The sequence below is a fragment of the Streptomyces eurythermus genome, assembly GCF_014649115.1.
GTDB classification, from domain to species: Bacteria; Actinomycetota; Actinomycetes; order Streptomycetales; family Streptomycetaceae; genus Streptomyces; species Streptomyces eurythermus.
Genome location: NZ_BMSK01000001.1, coordinates 448,148 through 464,241 on the forward strand (window position 1 = coordinate 448,148; position 16,094 = coordinate 464,241).

The following is a 16,094-nucleotide window of genomic DNA, read 5'->3' on the forward strand; positions in this document are numbered from 1 at the left end:
CGCACCGCCGCGGCCTCGGTGTATCTGGCGAATATGGCTCGGCTATGGCCGGTTACCGAAGCTCGGGAGGGTCCGTGTCTGCACGGGTCCCTTGTTCACCGGAGGTGGGAAATGCACGCTGAGGAAGCCGACGACCGCCGCTATCTCGTGGTGCTCAACGACGAGGAGCAGTACTCGATCTGGTGGGCCGACCGGCCCCTGCCGGCCGGCTGGCACCCGGAGGGCACCGAGGGCGGCAAGGACGAATGCCTGGCCCACATCGGGAAGATCTGGACCGACCTGCGGCCGGCGAGCCTGCGCCGCCGGATGGCCGCGGCCCGATGAGCGGCGCCCGCAGGCTGGTGTCGCTGGAGGACCTCGACGACGGTGACCTGGAGCGGATCGTGCGCCGGGGCGTCTCCCACTCCGCGGGCACCTCCGTCCACCACGAGCCACTGGCCGGCCAGGTGGTCGGCATCTACTTCGGGATGACCTCGACCAGGACCAGGACCGCGTTCTGGTCCTCGGCGCTCCGGCTCGGCGCCCACGTCATCACCTTCGGGCCGTCGGACCTCCAGACCAACACCGGCGAGGCGTCCTCGGACACCGGGCGGGTGCTGTCGGGCATGCTCGACCTGCTCGTCGCCCGCACCGGCCGGCCCACCGGGGAACTCGCGGACTGGGCCGGGCAGCACCGGATGCCGGTGGTCAACGCCATGACCGAGGAGGAGCACCCGACCCAGGCGCTCGCCGACCTCACCACCCTGCGGCGCCACTTCGGCTCCCTCGAGGGACTGCGGGTGCTCTACGTCGGCGAGGGCAACAACACCGCCTCGGCGCTGGCGCTCGCCCTGGGCCGCACCCCCGGCGTGGAACTCCAGCTGCGCACCCCGCCCGGCTACGGGCTCGATCCGCGCCTTCTGGAACTGGCCCAGGAACACGCCCGGCGGTGCGGGGCCCATGTCGTCGAGAGCCACCGGATGGAGCCCGCGCCCCGCGGCTTCGACGTCGTCTACACCACGCGCTGGCAGACCACCGGCACCACCAAGCCCGACCCGGACTGGCGGCGGACCTTCCGGCCGTTCCAGGTGACCCGGGAGCTGTGGCGGGGCAGCCCGGAGGCGGTGTTCATGCACGACCTGCCCGCTCACCGGGGCGAGGAGGTCACCGCGGACGTGCTGGACGGCCCGATGAGCATCGCCTTCCAGCAGGCCGAGAACAAGATGCACAGCGCCATGGCGGTCCTGGAGTGGTGCCACGGCGCCCCCATGGAGGACCGCGGGGCGGGCGCGGCCCTCGGGGAGAGCCGTACCGGGAGCGAAAAGGCATCCCTGTGGTGACCGGGATCAGTCCCAGCGGCGCGTCGGCCAAGGCCGGCGCGCCGCCGCCGTTGCGGCGCAACCGGGACTTCCTGCTGCTGTGGACCGGCGCGGGCGCCACCCAGCTCGGCGCCCGCACCGGGGTCATCGCCTACCCGCTGCTCGTGCTGTGGGGCGACGGCACCGCCGCCGACGCCGGGCTGGTCGCGTTCGCCGGCCTGCTGCCCATGCTGGTGCTCCAGCTGCCCGCCGGGGTGCTGGTCGACCGCTGGGACCGGCGCCGCCTGATGCTGGTCTGCAACGTGATCGGTCTGGCGGCGATGGCCAGTGTGGTGGCCGTGGTCCTGGCCGGCCGGGTCTGGCTGCCGCACATCCTCGCGGTCGCCTTCGTGGACGGCGCGGCGACGATCTTCTACCAGCTGGCCGAGCGCACCGCGGTCCGCAACGTGGTGCACCCCGACCGGCTGTCCTCCGCGCTCGCCCAGAACGAGGCGCGGGGACGGGCGGCGGGCCTGCTCGGGCAGCCGGTCGGCGGTGCCGCGTTCTCGGTCGCGGGCTGGCTGCCGTTCGGGGTGGTCGCGGCCGGGCACCTGCTGTCCCTCGTCAACCTCAGCCTGGTCAGGACGCCCTTCCAGGAGCAACGCGGGCCGGGCGGGCGGGACTGGAAGGCGGAGGTGCGCCAGGGCCTGGCGTGGCTGTGGGGCCAGCGGTTCCTGCGCGCGGCGATCTGCGTGGTCGCGGTCACCAACCTGCTGTTCCAGATCGTCAACATGGCCCCGCTCGTGGTCATCCGGGAACACGGCGGCTCGGCGGCCCAGGTCGGGCTGATCGGGCTGGTCTCCGGACTCGGCGGGGTGGCCGGCGCGCTGTCGGCCGGCAAGCTGCTGACCGGGATCCGGCTGCCGAACATCCTGCTCGGCACCCTGCTGAGCTGGACGGTCCTGGTCCCCGCGGTGGCCCTGACCACCCAGTACGGGGCCCTGCTGGCGCTGTACGCGGCGATGTCCTTCACGGGCGCGGCGCTCAACGTCGGCGCCGGCGCGTACATGGCGCACCTGGTCCCCGACGAGATCCACGGCAAGGCGATGAGCGCGGTCATGCTGGCCTCCTGGGGCGCCAACTCCCTGGGCGCGCTGGCCGCGGGCTTCCTGCTGGCCGCCTTCAGCACCACCACCGTCCTGCTCGGCGTCGCCGCGGCCATGCTCGTGTGCACCGTCACGGCCGCCGCCAGCCCGGCGATCCGCAACCCCTGAGCAAAGCCGCACCGCCCCACCGACGAGGCTCCCCACCCGGCGACCGGGCGGGGAGCCTCGACTGTCCGGGCACGCGCACGAGCTACTTGGACGCCCGACAACCGAAGCCCACACCCGAGAACCCACCGGTCGCGGCGAGCGCACGGGAGTCCGTCGGTTGCGGCCCGCACGCGGCGTCCTGCCGGTCGTGGCTGGCACATGGGAACCCGCCGGTTGTGGCCCGTACGCGGGGGTGTGTCGGTCGTGGCCGGGCGTGTGAGAACCCGCCGGTCGCAGCCCGCGCACGGGAGTTCGTCGGTTGCGGGCCCGCATGCGGGGTCCGTCAGTTACGGCCCGCGCACGAGAACCCATCGCTCGCGGCCCGGGCACGGGAGTCCGTCGGTTGCGGCCCGCATGCGGCGTTCCGCCGGTCGTGGCCGGCGCATGGGAACCCGTCGGTTGTGGCCCGTACGCGGGGTGTGTCGGTCGTGGCCGGGCGTGTGAGAGCCCGCCGGTCGCAGCGCGCACGCGGGGTTCTGTCGGTCGTGGCCCGCGCATGAGAACCCGCCGGTCGTAGCCCGCGCATGCGGGGTCCGTCGGTTTCGGCCCGCGCACGAGAACCGGCCGGTCGTAGCTCGCGCACGGGAGTCCGTCGGTCGCAGCGTGCACGCGGGGTCCGTCGGTTTCGGCCCGTGCATGAGAGTCCGCCGGTCGCGGCGCACGCATGGGGGTTCGTCGGTTGTGGGCCGTACGCGGGGTCCGTCGGTTACGGCCCGCGCACGAGAACCGGCCGGTCGTAGCCCGCGCACGGGAGTCCGTCGGTTGCGGGCCCGCATGCGGGGTCCGTCAGTTACGGCCCGTGCACGAGAACCCACCGCTCGCGGCCCGGGCACGGGAGTTCGCTGGTTGTGGTCCGCACGCGGGAGTCCGTCGGTCGTGGCCAACGCGTGAGAACCCGCCGGTCGCGGCCCGCACGCGCGGGTCGGGCGGAGGGGGCCCGCGCACGGTGAAGGCTCTCCTCCCCGGCTGGGGAGGAGAGCCTTCACCGTGGAACCCGCGCGGCCCGCGGAGCGGTTACGTGAGTGCGGTGCTCAGGCGTGCCGCCGTCCGGTGTTCGAACACCTCGCGGACCGAGACGCGTACGCCCGCGCGGCGTAGTTCCTCGGTCGCCCGGAAGGCCCGGACGGAGTCGCCGCCGAGGTCGAAGAAGTCGTCCTCGACCCCGACCTCGTCCACCGGGAGCACCGACCGCCAGACCGCCACGACCCGTTCCTCCAGCGGGGTCCGGGGCGCGACCGGCGCGGCCCGGACGTACGCCTCGGGCCCCGGCAGCGGCAGCCCGCGCGGGTCGGTCTTGCCGGCGACCGTGCGGGGAAGCGCGTCCAGCAGCACGTACGCGACCGGGATCATCGGCTCGGGCAGCACCCGGGCCAGCGCCCCGCGCAGCCCGGCCGGGCCGGTGCCGGCTCCCACCGCGTAGGCCACCAGCCCGCCGCCGGCCACCGTCACGGCCGCGTCGGTGACCAGCCCGGTGGCCAGCAGGGCGGCGCGGACCTCGGCGGGCTCCACCCGGTGGCCGCGGATCTTCACCTGGTCGTCGAGCCGGCCCAGGAACTCCAGGGAGCCGTCGGCCAGCCGGCGGACCCGGTCGCCGGTGCGGAACCGGCGGGCCCCCGGACCGCCCGCCGGGTCGGGTACGAACCGCGCGGCCGTGCCCCCGGGATCGCCCAGGTAGCCGACGGCCACGCCCGCGCCGCCGATGTACAGCTCGCCCGGGACCCCGTCCGGGACCGGGTGCCCCGCCGCGTCCAGCGGCTCGGCGTGCACGCCCGGCAGGGGCCGGCCGATCACGCTCCGGCCGGTACGGGTGGCGAGGTCGTCGGCGGTGATCCGGTGCGCCGTCGCGTAGATGGCGGTCTCCGTCGGGCCGTACATGTTGACGAGGGCCGTACGCCCCAGCCGCCCCGCCCACGGGGCGAGCTCCGCGAAGCGCACCTTCTCCCCGGCCAGCACCACCGCCCGCAGCCCGGGGTCGGCGCCCCGCGCGACCAGCTCGGTCAGCCCCCGGAACGCCGTCGGCGTCTGGCAGAGCACGGTCACGCCGTGCCCGTCGATCAGGGCGAGCAGTTCGCGCGGTGAGCGGGCGGTCTCCCGGTCCGGGACGACCAGCGTGCCGCCCGAGAGCAGCGCGCCGAAGATCTCGAAGACCGACACGTCGAACGCCGGGGAGTGGGTCAGCGCCCACACCTCGCCCTCGGCCACGCCGATCCGCTCCAGCGCGGCCAGGACGACGGAGGCCGCCTGGGTGTGGGTCACCGCGACACCCCTGGGCCGTCCGGTCGAACCGGAGGTGTGGATCACGTACGCCAGGTCGCCGGCCGGTTCCGGGACGGCCGGCGGACGCCCGCCGCCCCCGGGGGAGACGGAGTCGAGTCCCGGCAGGGCGAGCCCCGGCCCGGTCACCGCGATCCGGGCGCCCGCGTCGGCCGCGTACCCGGCGAGCCGCGCGGCCGGCAGGGCGGGGTCGAGCGGCAGGTAGGCGGCGCCCGCCCTGAGCACGCCCAGCAATGCCACGACGAGGTCGGCGGAGCGCTCGACGTGCACGCCGACCCGGTCGCCCGGGCGGACCCCGCGCCCGGCCAGCCGCGCGGCCAGGCCGTCCGCGCGCCGGTCCAGCTCCGCGTACGACAGGGTGACCGGGCCGGACACCACCGCGGGCCGGTCCGGGACGCGGGCCGCCCGGTGCCGGACCAGTTCGTGCAGCCGGCCCGGGACCGGGGCGGCCGGCTCGCGCGCGGCGGCCGGGCCGGGCAGGACCGGGCCGCGGGCATCGCCCTCCGGGTCGCGGGCCATGGCCTCCAGCACGGTGCGCAGCATCCGCCCGACGCGTTCGGCCTCGGCCCGGGACACGGCACGCGGGTCGTGGCTCAGACCCAGCCGGTCCGGGCGGGCGATCACATTGAGCCCGAACTCGGTGCGCAGGCTGCCGCCCAGCCCGGCCGCGACATCGACCAGTTCGGTGTCCACCTGGTGGAAGTCCACGAAGTTGAAGATGGTGTCGATCAGCCGGCCGGCGCTCCAGCCGCGCTGGAGGGCCGACATCGGGTAGCGGCGGTGCGGCCAGAGCTCCACCTCGCGCCGGAACACCGACCGCACCAGGTCCCGCCAGGTCGCCGCCGCCCGGTCCACCGGGAACGGCACCGTGTTCAGGTACATGCCGTGCACCCGGTCGGCGCCGATCCGCTCCGGCCGGGTGTCGCACACCAGCCCCACATGGACGTCGCGTTCGTCGGTGAGCGCCCCCATGACCTTGACGAACGTGGCCAGCAGCACGCTCTTCACGGAGGCCTCGGCGCGCGCGGCGAGATCCCGCAGCGCGGGCTGGAGGTCCGTGAGTTCCACGACCACGTCGGCCGTGTCCGCCGGTTCGCCGCCGCCGCCTCCCCAGCTGTCGGGGAAGGCGAAGGGGACCCGGTCCGCCAGGACGCCCGCCCAGTAGGCGCGGTCCTCCGCCGAGGCGAGCGAGGCCAGTTCCTCGGCGACGAAGTCGGCGAACCGGACGGCCGGGGGCCGGTGCGGTTCCGGCTCCAGCCCGTCCCTGAGCCGGCGGTAGCAGCCGAGCAGTTCCATCAGCAGCTGGTGGTAGGTCCACCCCTCGGTGATCAGGTGCGCCTGCGTGAAGACGACCGTCCAGTGGCCGTCCGGTTCCAGCAGCACGGTCATCCGCATCAGCGGCGCCCGTGCCAGGTCGAACAGATCACCCCGCCCGGCCATCGCGCGGACGGCCGCCCGTACGTCGGCCGGGGTGCCGTCCCTGAGGTCGCGGACCTCGACCGGGATGCGCGCGCTGTCGTGGACGAGCTGCATCGGCACGGAGTACCCGGTCAGCCGCACCGAGGTCCGCAGCATCTCGTGCCGTGCTGTCAGCTCGTCCACGGCCCGGCGGAACGCCCCGGGGTCGAAGGGGGGTTCGTCCTTGATCCGGAAGGAGGTGACGTCGTGATAGCTGTCGCGGCCGTCACCGGACAGCATCTCCACGGCCATGCCGATCTGGTTCTGCGCCAGCGGATAGGCGTCGGCGAGCCCGCCGGGCAGCAGCGGCCGGTCCGCCTCGGGCACCAGCGCGAACGGCGCCACGACCCGCTGGGCGGCGGCGTCGAGCGGCGGCCGGCGCTCCAGCTCCGCGCAGAGCGCGGCGACGGTGCGCAGCTGGAAGATGTCCCGCACGGTCACGTCCAGGCCCTCAGCGCGCAGCACGCCCGCCACGGTGACGGCCCGGATGGAGTCGCCGCCGAGGTCGAAGAAGGCGTTGTCCACCCCCACCCGGTCCACCGGCAGCGCGTCGAGCCAGGCCGCGGCCACCCGCCGCTCCAGGGCGGTGCGGGGTTCGACGTGGGCGGCCCGGGCGAACGCCGAGGACCCGGGATCGGGCAGCGCCTTGCGGTCCACCTTGCCGTTCGGGGTGAGCGGGATCCGCTCCAGCGCGACGAAGGCGGCCGGGATCATGTAGTCGGGCAGGGTGGGGGCCAGCGCGGCCCGCAGCGCCGCCGGGTCGGCCTCCCCGGCCTCCCCGGCCACCACGTATCCCACCGGCTGCCCGCCCCGGACGGCCACGACGGCCTGCCGGACCAGCCCGGTCGCGGTGAGCGCGGCCTCGATCTCGCCCAGCTCCACCCGGTGCCCGCGGATCTTCACCTGGTCGTCGGCCCGGCCGAGGTACTCCAGGCTGCCGTCCGCCCGCCAGCGGGCCAGGTCGCCGGTGCGGTAGAGCCGGTCGCCGGGCCGCCCGCCGAACGGGTCGGGGACGAAGCGCTCGGCGGTCAGCGCGGGCCGGCCGCCGTAGCCCCGGGCGACCCCGGCGCCGCCCGCGTACAGCTCGCCCGTGACCCCGGCCGGGAGCAGCCGCAGCTCCTCGTCGAGGACGTACAGCCCGGTGTTGCGGACCACCGTGCCGATGGGCACCCGCTGGGCCGGAGCGGTGCCGGACGTCAGGACGGCGTGGGTGATGTCGTCGGAGCACTCGGTGGGGCCGTAGGCGTTCACCAGCGGGATGCCGGGGAAGCGCCGGAACCAGCGCGCGCACAGCTCGGGCGGCAGTTCCTCGCCGGTGACCACCAGCCACCGCAGTGTCTCCAGCCGGGGCGCGCCGGTGCCCAGGTCCCACAGGTCGAGGGCGGCGCGCAGCAGGGACGGGACGACCTCCAGCACGGTCACGGACTCGGCGTCCACCAGGCCGAACAGCGCCTTCGGGTCGAGCGCCACCGAGCGGCCGGCCACCCGGGTGCGGCCCCCCGTGACCAGGCCCGCGAGCATCTGCCACACGGAGATGTCGAAGCCCTGCGAGGCGTTCTGCACGATCGTGTCGGCGGCGGTCAGAGCGAGGTCCTCCACCTTGGCGAGCAGGTGGTTGCCCATGCCGCGCCGGTGCACCAGCACACCCTTGGGCAGTCCGGTGGAGCCGGACGTGTAGATGACGTAGGCCAGGTTCTCCGGGTCCGCCGGGCGGTCGGCCGGCGCGCCGGCGGCCGTTTCGGGTCCGTCCAGGTCCAGCACGGTGCCGGCGCGCAGGCCGTCCGGGGCGCCGGGGCCGGTCACCAGCAGGCGGGCACCGGCGTCGGAGAGCATGTAGGCGAGGCGGTCCGCCGGCAGCTCCGGGTCGAGCGGCAGATAGGCGGCGCCCGCCCGGAGCACCGCCAGCACCGCGACGACCAGCTCCGCGGAGCGGTCCATGCACAGGCCCACGACGGCGTCCGGGCCGGCGCCCCCGGCGGTCAGCCGGCGGGCCAGCCGGCCCGAACGCTCGTGAAGCTCCCGGTAGGTGAGCGTGCCCGTGGCGTCGGTCAGGGCGGGCGCGTCCGGCGTCGTACGCGCGAACGCGGCGACCGCCCCGGGCACGTCCAGGGTGAGCGGGGTGCGGGCGTTCGCGGTCCACGCGGCCAGCTGCTCGCGCTCGCCCTCGGGCAGCCGGACGGCCCGCGCGTCGCCGTCCGGACCGGCGGCCATCGACTCCAGCACCGCGCGGAACATCCCGGCGACCCGGTCGGCGTTGCGCTCGTCCACGAAGCGGGGGTCGGCGGTCACCCAGATGTGGCCGGCCCGGGAGGAGACGGTCAGCGGGAACTCGGTCGGGCTGTCGTCGGTGCCGGCCATGTCGATCAGATCGGTGTCGACCTGCCGGAAGTCCTGGTAGTTGAAGTACACGTGGACCAGGCGCTGCCGTCCGGGCACGTCCCGCTGGATCTCCGCGAGCGGGAACCGGCGGTGCGGCCACAGCTCCACCTCCCGCTCGAAGGTACGGCGGACCAGGTCCCGCCAGGTCGCCGCGGACCGGTCGACGGGGAACGGGAGCGTGTTGAGGTACATGCCGTAGACCCGGTCGGCACCGGCCGTCTCCGGGCGGGCGTCGCAGATCAGCCCGGTGTGGAAGGCCGCCTCGTCGGTGAGCTGGCTCATGACCTTGGTGTAGGCGGCGACCATCACGCTCTTGAGAGAGGCGTCGGCCGCCGAGGCGAGCGCGCGCAGCCCGTCCTCCAGGTGGGACCAGGGCGTACGGCGGACCAGATACCGTGAGCCGGTGGGCAACGCCGGGTCGCCCCAGCCGGCGGGCACCCGCATCGGCGCGTGACCGCTGGTGATCCCCTTCCAGTAGGCGCGGTCCGCGGCCGAGTCCACGGAGGCCAGTTCGGCCGCGACGAAGTCGGCGAACCGGACGGCCGGCCGCTCGAACGGCTCGGGTTCCAGACCGTCCCGGAGCCGGTCGTACAGCCCGAGCAGCTCCATGATCAGGGTGTGGTGGCCCCAGCCCTCCAGGATCGGGTGGCATTCGGTGACGGACAGCCAGTAGCCGCCGTCACCGGTCACATGGACGAAGACTCGCATCAGGGTGGGAGTGCCCAGGTCGAACAGGTCGGCGCGGTCCCGCGCCGCGTAGTCCGCGAGGACCCGCTGCACCTCCTCGTCCGGGAGCGGGCCCAGCTCCTCCATGCCGACCGGCATCACCGCCTCGGCGTGCACGACCTGCATCGGCGCCGAGTAGCCGGACAGGTGCAGCGAGGTGCGCAGGATCTCGTGCCGGGCCACCGCGATCCGGGCCGCCTCCCGCCAGGCCGGGAGCGAGAACGGCTTCGGGTCCTTGATCCGGAAGGAGGTGACGTTGTGGTAGCTGTTCTGCTCGTCGGCGAGCATCTCCACGAGCATGCCGATCTGGTTCTGCGACAGCGGATAGGCGTCGACGGCGCCTTCGGGCAGCCGCGCCCGGTCCTCCTCGCCGATCAGCGCGAACGGGGCGACGCCCGGCTCCCGCCCGGCCAGCACCGGGCGGGCGGCCACCAGTTCGCACAGCGCGGCGACGGTGTGGTGGGCGAACACGTCCCGGACCGACACGTCCAGACCCGCCTCCCGCAACGCGCCGACCAGCGCGACCGCCCGGATGGAGTCGCCGCCGAGGTCGAAGAAGCTGTCGTGCACGCCGACCTCACCGCCCGGCAGGACCCCCGCCCAGACCGCGGCGACCCGCTCCTCCAGCGGGGTGCGCGGGGCCGTCCCGGCCGCCTCCCGCGCCGGACCGGGGGCGGGCAGGGCCGCGACGTCCAGCTTGCCGACCGGGGTGAGCGGGATCCGCTCCAGCGCCGTGAACGTGCCGGGGATCATGTGCTCGGGCAGCGTCAGCGACAGCCGGTCGCGCAGCGCGCCCGGGTCCGGGGCGTCCCCCTCGGGCACGTAGTACGCGGCGAGCCTGCCGTCCACGGCCAGCACCCGCGCCTCGGTGACCGACGGGTGCCCGGCCAGCGCGGCCTCCACCTCGGCCGGTTCGACCCGGTACCCGCGGATCTTCAGCTGCCGGTCGGCGCGGCCGGCGAACTCCACGGTGCCGTCCGCGAGGACCCGGCCGAGGTCGCCGGTGCGGTACAGACGGGAGCCGGGCTCCCCGAAGGGGTCGGGCAGGAACTTCCCGGCGGTCGCCGCCGGCCGGCCCGCGTAACCCCGGGCCACGCCCGCGCCGCCGACGCAGACCTCCCCGACGACCCCGGGCGGGACCGGGCGGAGCGTCTCGTCGAGCACGTACATGGTGGTGCCCGGGATGGGCAGCCCGATCGGGACGACCTCCCGCTGGGCGCCGGCCACCGGATGCGCCGAGTTGCCGACGGTGATCTCGGTGGGACCGTACTCGTTGATCAGACGGCCCGCGCCCAGCAGGGCGTCCCAGCGTTCCGCGGTCGGGCCGAGCAGGGCGTCCCCGCCGGTGACGACGGTACGGGCAAGACCGTCGACGGCGTCGTCGGCGAGCTGGTGCCCGAGCAGCTCCAGATGGCCCGGGGTGAGCTTGACGAACGCGTACGGCGCGCCCCGGGCCAGCAGGGCGCCCAGGTCGGCGAGGTCGAGGTCCTGCGGGAGCATGTGCACCGGCAGCCCGGCGAGCAGCGGGCCGAACAGCACCGGGACGACGACGTCGGAGGCGACCGTGGAGAACAGCGGGGCGCCGCCCGCCCGGGCGTCGCCGATGTACTCGGCCAGCACCCAGTCGAGGTGCACGGCCAGCGACGCGTGCGAGATCTGCACGCCCTTGGGGCGGCCGGTGGAGCCCGAGGTGTGGATGATGTACGCCAGCGCGTCCGGGTCGGGCAGCACACGGGGGCCGGGGGCGTCCTCGGGATCGGCCTCGTCCACGACGACGATCTCGCCGGGGAAGACCTCGGCGAGGCGGCCGGCCCGGGCCCGGTCGGTGAGGACGGCCCCGGCGCCCGCGTCGGCGAGCAGCGCGGCCCAGCGCTCCGCGGGGAACTGCGGGTCCAGCGGGATGTAGCCGCCGCCCGCCCGCCAGGTGCCGAGCAGGGCGGCGAGCAGGTCGGGGCCGCGGTCCAGCAGCACGCCGACGACCGACTCCACCGCCACACCGCGCCGGGCCAGGCGGCCGGCGAGGATTCCGGCGCGGTCGTCCAGGGTCCGGAAGGACACGGTGCCGCCCGCGCCGGTGACGGCGGGGGCGTCCGGGCCGGCCGCGACCCGCTCGGCGAACCGTTCCGGCACGGAGCGGCAGGGGGCGGCGGGCGCGCCCCGGCCCGCGGCGAGGAACCGGTCCCGCTCGGCGTCGTCCAGGATCTCCACGGCGGACAGCGGGCGTCCGGGGGCGGAGGTGAGTTCGTCCAGCAGCCGTACGAGGTGGCGGCCCATCCGGGCGACGGTGTCGTGGTCGAACAGGTCGGTGGCGTAGATCAGCCGGCCGGTGAAGCCGCCCGCGCGGGAGTCACGCACCTGCAGTTCGAGGTCGCAGCGGGCCACGCCGCCGTCGGCGAGGAAGGGCTCGACCGCGACGCCGGGCAGCCCGAACCGGGCGCCGCCGCCCTCGTGCAGGGTGAACACCGCCTGGTAGAGCGGGGTACGGGACAGGTCCCGCTCGGGCTCCACCTCGGCGACGACCCTGGCGAAGGGGACGGCCTGGTGGTCGTACGCGTCCAGGCTGGTGCGCCTCACCCGGTCGACCAGACCGGCGAAGGAGTCGTCGGCGGCCCAGTCCGTCCTCAGCACCAGGGTGTTGACGCCGTAGCCGAGCATGCCCTGCAACTCGGGCCGGCTCCGCCCGGAGACGACGGTGCCGACCGCCACGTCCCGGCGGCCGGTGTAGCGGCCGAGCAGCACCTGATAGGCGGCGAGCAGCACGGTGAAGACCGTGGTGTCCCGCTCGTCGGCGACGGACCTGACCCGCTCGGCCAGACCCTCCGGGAACTCCAGGGCGACCTCGGCGCCCCGGTGCCCGCGCACCGCCGGACGCGGCCGGTCGAAGGGCAGCTCCAGCGGCTCCACGCCGGTCAGCCGGGACTTCCAGTGGGCGAGCTGCCGGGCGAACCGGTCACCGGAGGCCTGCCCCCGCTGCCAGGCGGCGAAGTCGGCGTACTGCAGCGCGGGCGCGGGCAGCGGCAGCTCCCGGCCCTCGGCGAAGGCCGCGTAGGCGGTCGCCAGTTCGCCGACCAGGATGCCCGTCGACCAGGCGTCGCAGGCTATGTGGTGGGAGACCAGCAGCAGCACGTGGTCGTCGTCCGCGATCCGGACCAGCAGGGCCCGCGTCGGCCAGTCGCGCGCCAGGTCGAAGGCGCGCGCGCACGCCTCCTCCACCACCTCGTGGGCCCGCTCCTCGCCGTCCGCCCCGGCGACGGCGAGCGTGCCCGCCCGGGGCGGATCGACGACCTGCTCGGGCTCGGCGCCCGCCAGCACATGCCGGGTGCGCAGGATCTCGTGCCGCTCCGTCACCGCGTCCCAGGCCCGCCCGAGCGCGCCCGCGTCGAGCGGCCCGCGCAGCCGGAACGAGACCGGGACCAGATACTCGGTGCTGCCCGGATCGAGCCGGCTGAGGAACCACATCTGCTCCTGGCCGAACGAGAGCGGCAGCGCGCCCGAGCGATCGGCCGGCTCGATGACCGCCCGCGCGCGCCGCCCCCCTCCGGCCAGCCGCTGCCGCAGCAGCTCGGCGCGCACCTCGTCGGCGGGCGGCGCCATCACGGATTCTCTCGGGGTCATCTCGGCCTCTTCCAGTCATGGATGACTATCAGCCTTCCGATGCTGGCGACGGCCGCCATACCCACTCCATATTCGGGCATTCGGGCAACGGCACATCCGGCCGCGGGGCCCGTGCGGGGCGCGCACGGTGCCGCTGAAGGCGTGACAGATCCGGTTGCGAAGTCGGGGTGGAGCGGCGGGCCGCGCGGGCCGCCGGCCGGCCGGAAGGCCGGCACCGGCGGGACCCGGCGGCGGGCCGCCGGAGGAACGGGCGTGCTGCCGGGCCGCCGGATCCGCGCGCCCGGTGGCCGCTCAGGAGGAGGGGACGGGGAGTTCCGGCTTCCACAGCTGCGAGACCTCGCCGAACCGCTCGCTCACCCAGAGGTCGTCGTAGACGGTGTCGAGATAGCGGTCGCCCCGGTCGGGGAACACCAGCACACAGGTGGCGCCGTCCGGGATCTCGTCACGGATCTGCTGGAGCGCCGCGACCACCGCCCCGGACGAGCCGCCGGCCAGCACCGCCTCGCTGCCGACCAGCCGCCGGCAGCCCACGACACAGTCCAGGTCGCTCACGTGCACCACCCGGTCGGCGGCCGACGGATCGAACAGGGCCGGCCGGACCGACGCGCCGTGCCCGGGGATGAGGCGCCGTACCGGCCCCCCGTCGCCGAAGAGCACGCTGCCGACGGCGTCGACCGCGACCATGGTCGTGCCGAGGCCGTTGGCCCGGGCGTAGCGGGCGCAGCCCTGGAGGGTGCCGGTGGTGCTGGTGGCGCAGAACAGGTAGTCGACCCGGCCGTCCAGGGCCCGGACGATCTCCCGCATCGTGTGTTCGTGCGCGGCGGGGTTGAGCGGGTTGGCGTACTGGTTGGGCCAGAAGGCGTGGGGGATGGTCGCCACCAGCCGGCGCACCCGCTCCAGCCGGCGCTCCAGGAACTCGCCGGTGCGCGGGTCCGGTTCGGTCACCTCCTCGATCTCGGCGCCGTACGCCCGCAGGATCGCCAGGTTCTGCCGCGAGGCCTTCGCGTCGACCACGCAGATGAACCGGATTCCGTGGTAACGGCACAACTGGGCGATTCCCACGGCGAGATTGCCCGAACTGGATTCGACCACCACCGAGCGGGCCGGGTCGATCTCCCCGCTGTGGATCCGGTCGAGGACCATGCTCACCGCGGTCCGGTCTTTTATGCTGCCCCCCGGATTGAAACCTTCGATCTTGGCGAATACCCTTCCGCCGAATCCGGGCAGAAGCCGGTGCAGCTCCACCAAGGGTGTGCCCCCGACCGTTCCGAGGATGCTGCCCGCAGCCGTTCCGTCCATAGCCACTCCTCCTCGAAGTACCTGTTTCCGTGTGCCGTCCGGGAGTTCAGCCGGACATCGCCACCAGGACGCGGCGCGGCCCCGAGTAGGGCCTGCGGCCGTGCGCCACCAGCACGTTGTCCACGACCAGGAGGTCCCCCGCCCGCCAGTCCACGTCCACCGCGGCGGCCAGGCCCCGGTCGCGGATCTCCAGGACGTACGCGGGGTCGATCGGCGACCCGTCCGCGAAGGTGACGTGCTGCGGCAGGTCCTCCTCCGGCATGATCCGCGCCAGCGCGGCGGCGGTCTCGTCGCCGAGCGCCGCGTGATGCCACTGGTCGGCCTGGTTGAACCAGACCTCCGTACCGGTGACCGGGTGGGTGACGGTCGCCGGGCGCACCTGCGTGATCCTGAGCCCCCCGTCCCGCTTCCACTCCCAGGTCGTGCCGGGCATCCCCGCCAGATACTTCTCCACCTCCGCCCGGCCGGCGGTCTCGAACGTCTCCTGCCAGCTCTTGCCGAAGCCGTGCCCGTCATGGAGGTTCTGGGTGTAGCGCACACCCCCGGCGAACGCGGCCCGCAGCCCGGGCGGGAGCGCGGCCAGCCACGCCGCGCCGGACACGACCGGCGTGGCACCGCCCGAACCCGGCGCGGTCTCGCAGTAGAAGGCCAGCCGGGCCGGCCAGCGCGCCGAGTACGACAGCTCGTTGTGCATCGAGATCGTGTGCTCGGCGGGGTACTCCGTGGACGTGTACACGCGGTCGCCCACATGGCTGCGCGGCGAATTCCCGTGCACGTACGCGAGCCGGTCGCGCAGCACGCGGTCCAGTACGCCGTCCAGGGCGGCAGGCGTGATCCCGAAACCGCGGAACACCACGGCACCGGCGCTCAGCAGCAGCTCGTCGAGGCGCCCGGCCAGCAGGCCGGGCAGCGGGCCGTCCGAGGGAGTGATCTCCGCGGGGGCCCAGGTCATGGTCTCCGTCATGACCACGAGCGTCCCGCCGCGGGCTATACCGGCCCGATATCCCGCCGGTGCGGCGCGGGCAACGGAAGCGGCGGAAACCACGGTGCGGCGCAGCCCGGCACACCGGATCCGGCCACCGGCCGGATCCCGGAGCACCGCCTCGCCTGCCCCGGCCCGCAGTGCTGGTTCGTCCGCCCGGTCGCGGTGTGCTGGTTCGTCCGCCTCGGCCTGGAGGGCTGGCTTGTCTGTCGGGTCGCGGTGTGCTGGTTCGTCCGCCTCGGCCCGGCGCCTGGCTTGCCCGCCGGGCCTCGGAGCGCCGGTTCGTCCGCCCGGTTCCGGAGCGCCGGTTCGTCTGCCCGGTTCCGGAGCACTGGCTCACCGGCCGGCTCGCGGAGCCTCGGTTCGTCCCTCCGGCCCGGAGCGCCGGCTCGGCCTCCGGCCCGGCGCCCGGCTTGCCCGCCGGGTCTTGGAGTGCTGGTTCGTCTGCCCGGTCCCGGAGTGCCGGTTCGTCTGCCGGATTGCGGAGTGCCGGTTCGTCCCCCCGGTCGCGGAGCACCGGCTCGGCCCCCGGCCCGGCGCCCGGCTTGCCGGTTCGTCCGCCGTGGCCCGGCGCCCGGCTTGCCCGCCGGATCGCGGAGTGCCGGTTCGTCTGCCAGGTCCCGGAGCGCTGGCTCGTCTGCCGGGCCCGGAGCACCGGCTCACCGGCCGGATCGCGGAGCACCGGCTCACCGGCCGGATCGCGGAGCACCGGCTCGGCCCCCCGGCCCGGCGCCCCGGCTCGCCCGCCGGGCCCCGGCACACCAGCCCTCC

At 75.0% G+C, this 16,094-nt stretch carries 6 protein-coding genes; 3 read left to right on the forward strand and 3 right to left on the reverse strand.

The features are described from left to right. The first annotated feature begins 111 nt into the window (after positions 1 to 111). The 3 genes from IE251_RS02100 to IE251_RS02110 are packed head-to-tail and all read left to right on the forward strand — an operon-like array spanning position 112 to position 2,551. On the forward strand, positions 112 to 324 hold the full coding sequence (locus tag IE251_RS02100; RefSeq protein ID WP_189751160.1) for an MbtH family protein: 213 nt from the start codon (positions 112 to 114) through the stop codon (positions 322 to 324). After that, a complete protein-coding gene (locus tag IE251_RS02105; RefSeq protein ID WP_189751161.1) occupies positions 321 to 1,319 on the forward strand; it encodes an ornithine carbamoyltransferase in 999 nt (332 codons plus the stop codon). The genes IE251_RS02100 and IE251_RS02105 overlap by 4 nt, the downstream gene beginning before the upstream one ends. Then, the gene (locus IE251_RS02110) at positions 1,316 to 2,551 is read left to right on the forward strand and encodes an MFS transporter (protein ID WP_189751162.1); all 1,236 of its coding nucleotides are present in this window, start codon (positions 1,316 to 1,318) and stop codon (positions 2,549 to 2,551) included. Before IE251_RS02105 ends, IE251_RS02110 begins: the two co-directional genes overlap by 4 nt. A 1,053-nt stretch (positions 2,552 to 3,604) precedes the next feature. On the opposite strand, the gene IE251_RS02115 is transcribed toward IE251_RS02110, so the two are convergent. From IE251_RS02115 to IE251_RS02125, 3 genes are all read right to left on the reverse strand, one after another. After that, complete coding sequence (locus tag IE251_RS02115) at positions 3,605 to 13,042, reverse strand: non-ribosomal peptide synthetase (protein WP_189751163.1); 9,438 nt, start codon at positions 13,040 to 13,042, stop codon at positions 3,605 to 3,607. A 291-nt stretch (positions 13,043 to 13,333) separates the two neighbouring features. After that, positions 13,334 to 14,341: a 2,3-diaminopropionate biosynthesis protein SbnA gene (gene sbnA, locus IE251_RS02120; protein WP_189751164.1), complete on the reverse strand. Its 1,008-nt coding sequence runs from the start codon at positions 14,339 to 14,341 to the stop codon at positions 13,334 to 13,336. Between the two features lie 46 nt (positions 14,342 to 14,387). Then, complete coding sequence (locus IE251_RS02125) at positions 14,388 to 15,305, reverse strand: TauD/TfdA family dioxygenase (RefSeq protein ID WP_189751165.1); 918 nt, start codon at positions 15,303 to 15,305, stop codon at positions 14,388 to 14,390. Positions 15,306 to 16,094 lie beyond the last annotated feature (789 nt).

Bases quoted from the DNA above. Each gene is read 5' to 3' on its own strand.
- sbnA (WP_189751164.1), bottom strand. From the start codon at position 14,341: ATGGACGGAACGGCTGCGGGCAGCATCCTCGGAACGGTCGGGGGCACA.
- IE251_RS02100 (WP_189751160.1), top strand. From the start codon at position 112: ATGCACGCTGAGGAAGCCGACGACCGCCGCTATCTCGTGGTGCTCAAC.
- IE251_RS02125 (WP_189751165.1), bottom strand. From the start codon at position 15,305: ATGACGGAGACCATGACCTGGGCCCCCGCGGAGATCACTCCCTCGGAC.
- IE251_RS02115 (WP_189751163.1), bottom strand. From the start codon at position 13,042: ATGACCCCGAGAGAATCCGTGATGGCGCCGCCCGCCGACGAGGTGCGC.
- IE251_RS02105 (WP_189751161.1), top strand. From the start codon at position 321: ATGAGCGGCGCCCGCAGGCTGGTGTCGCTGGAGGACCTCGACGACGGT.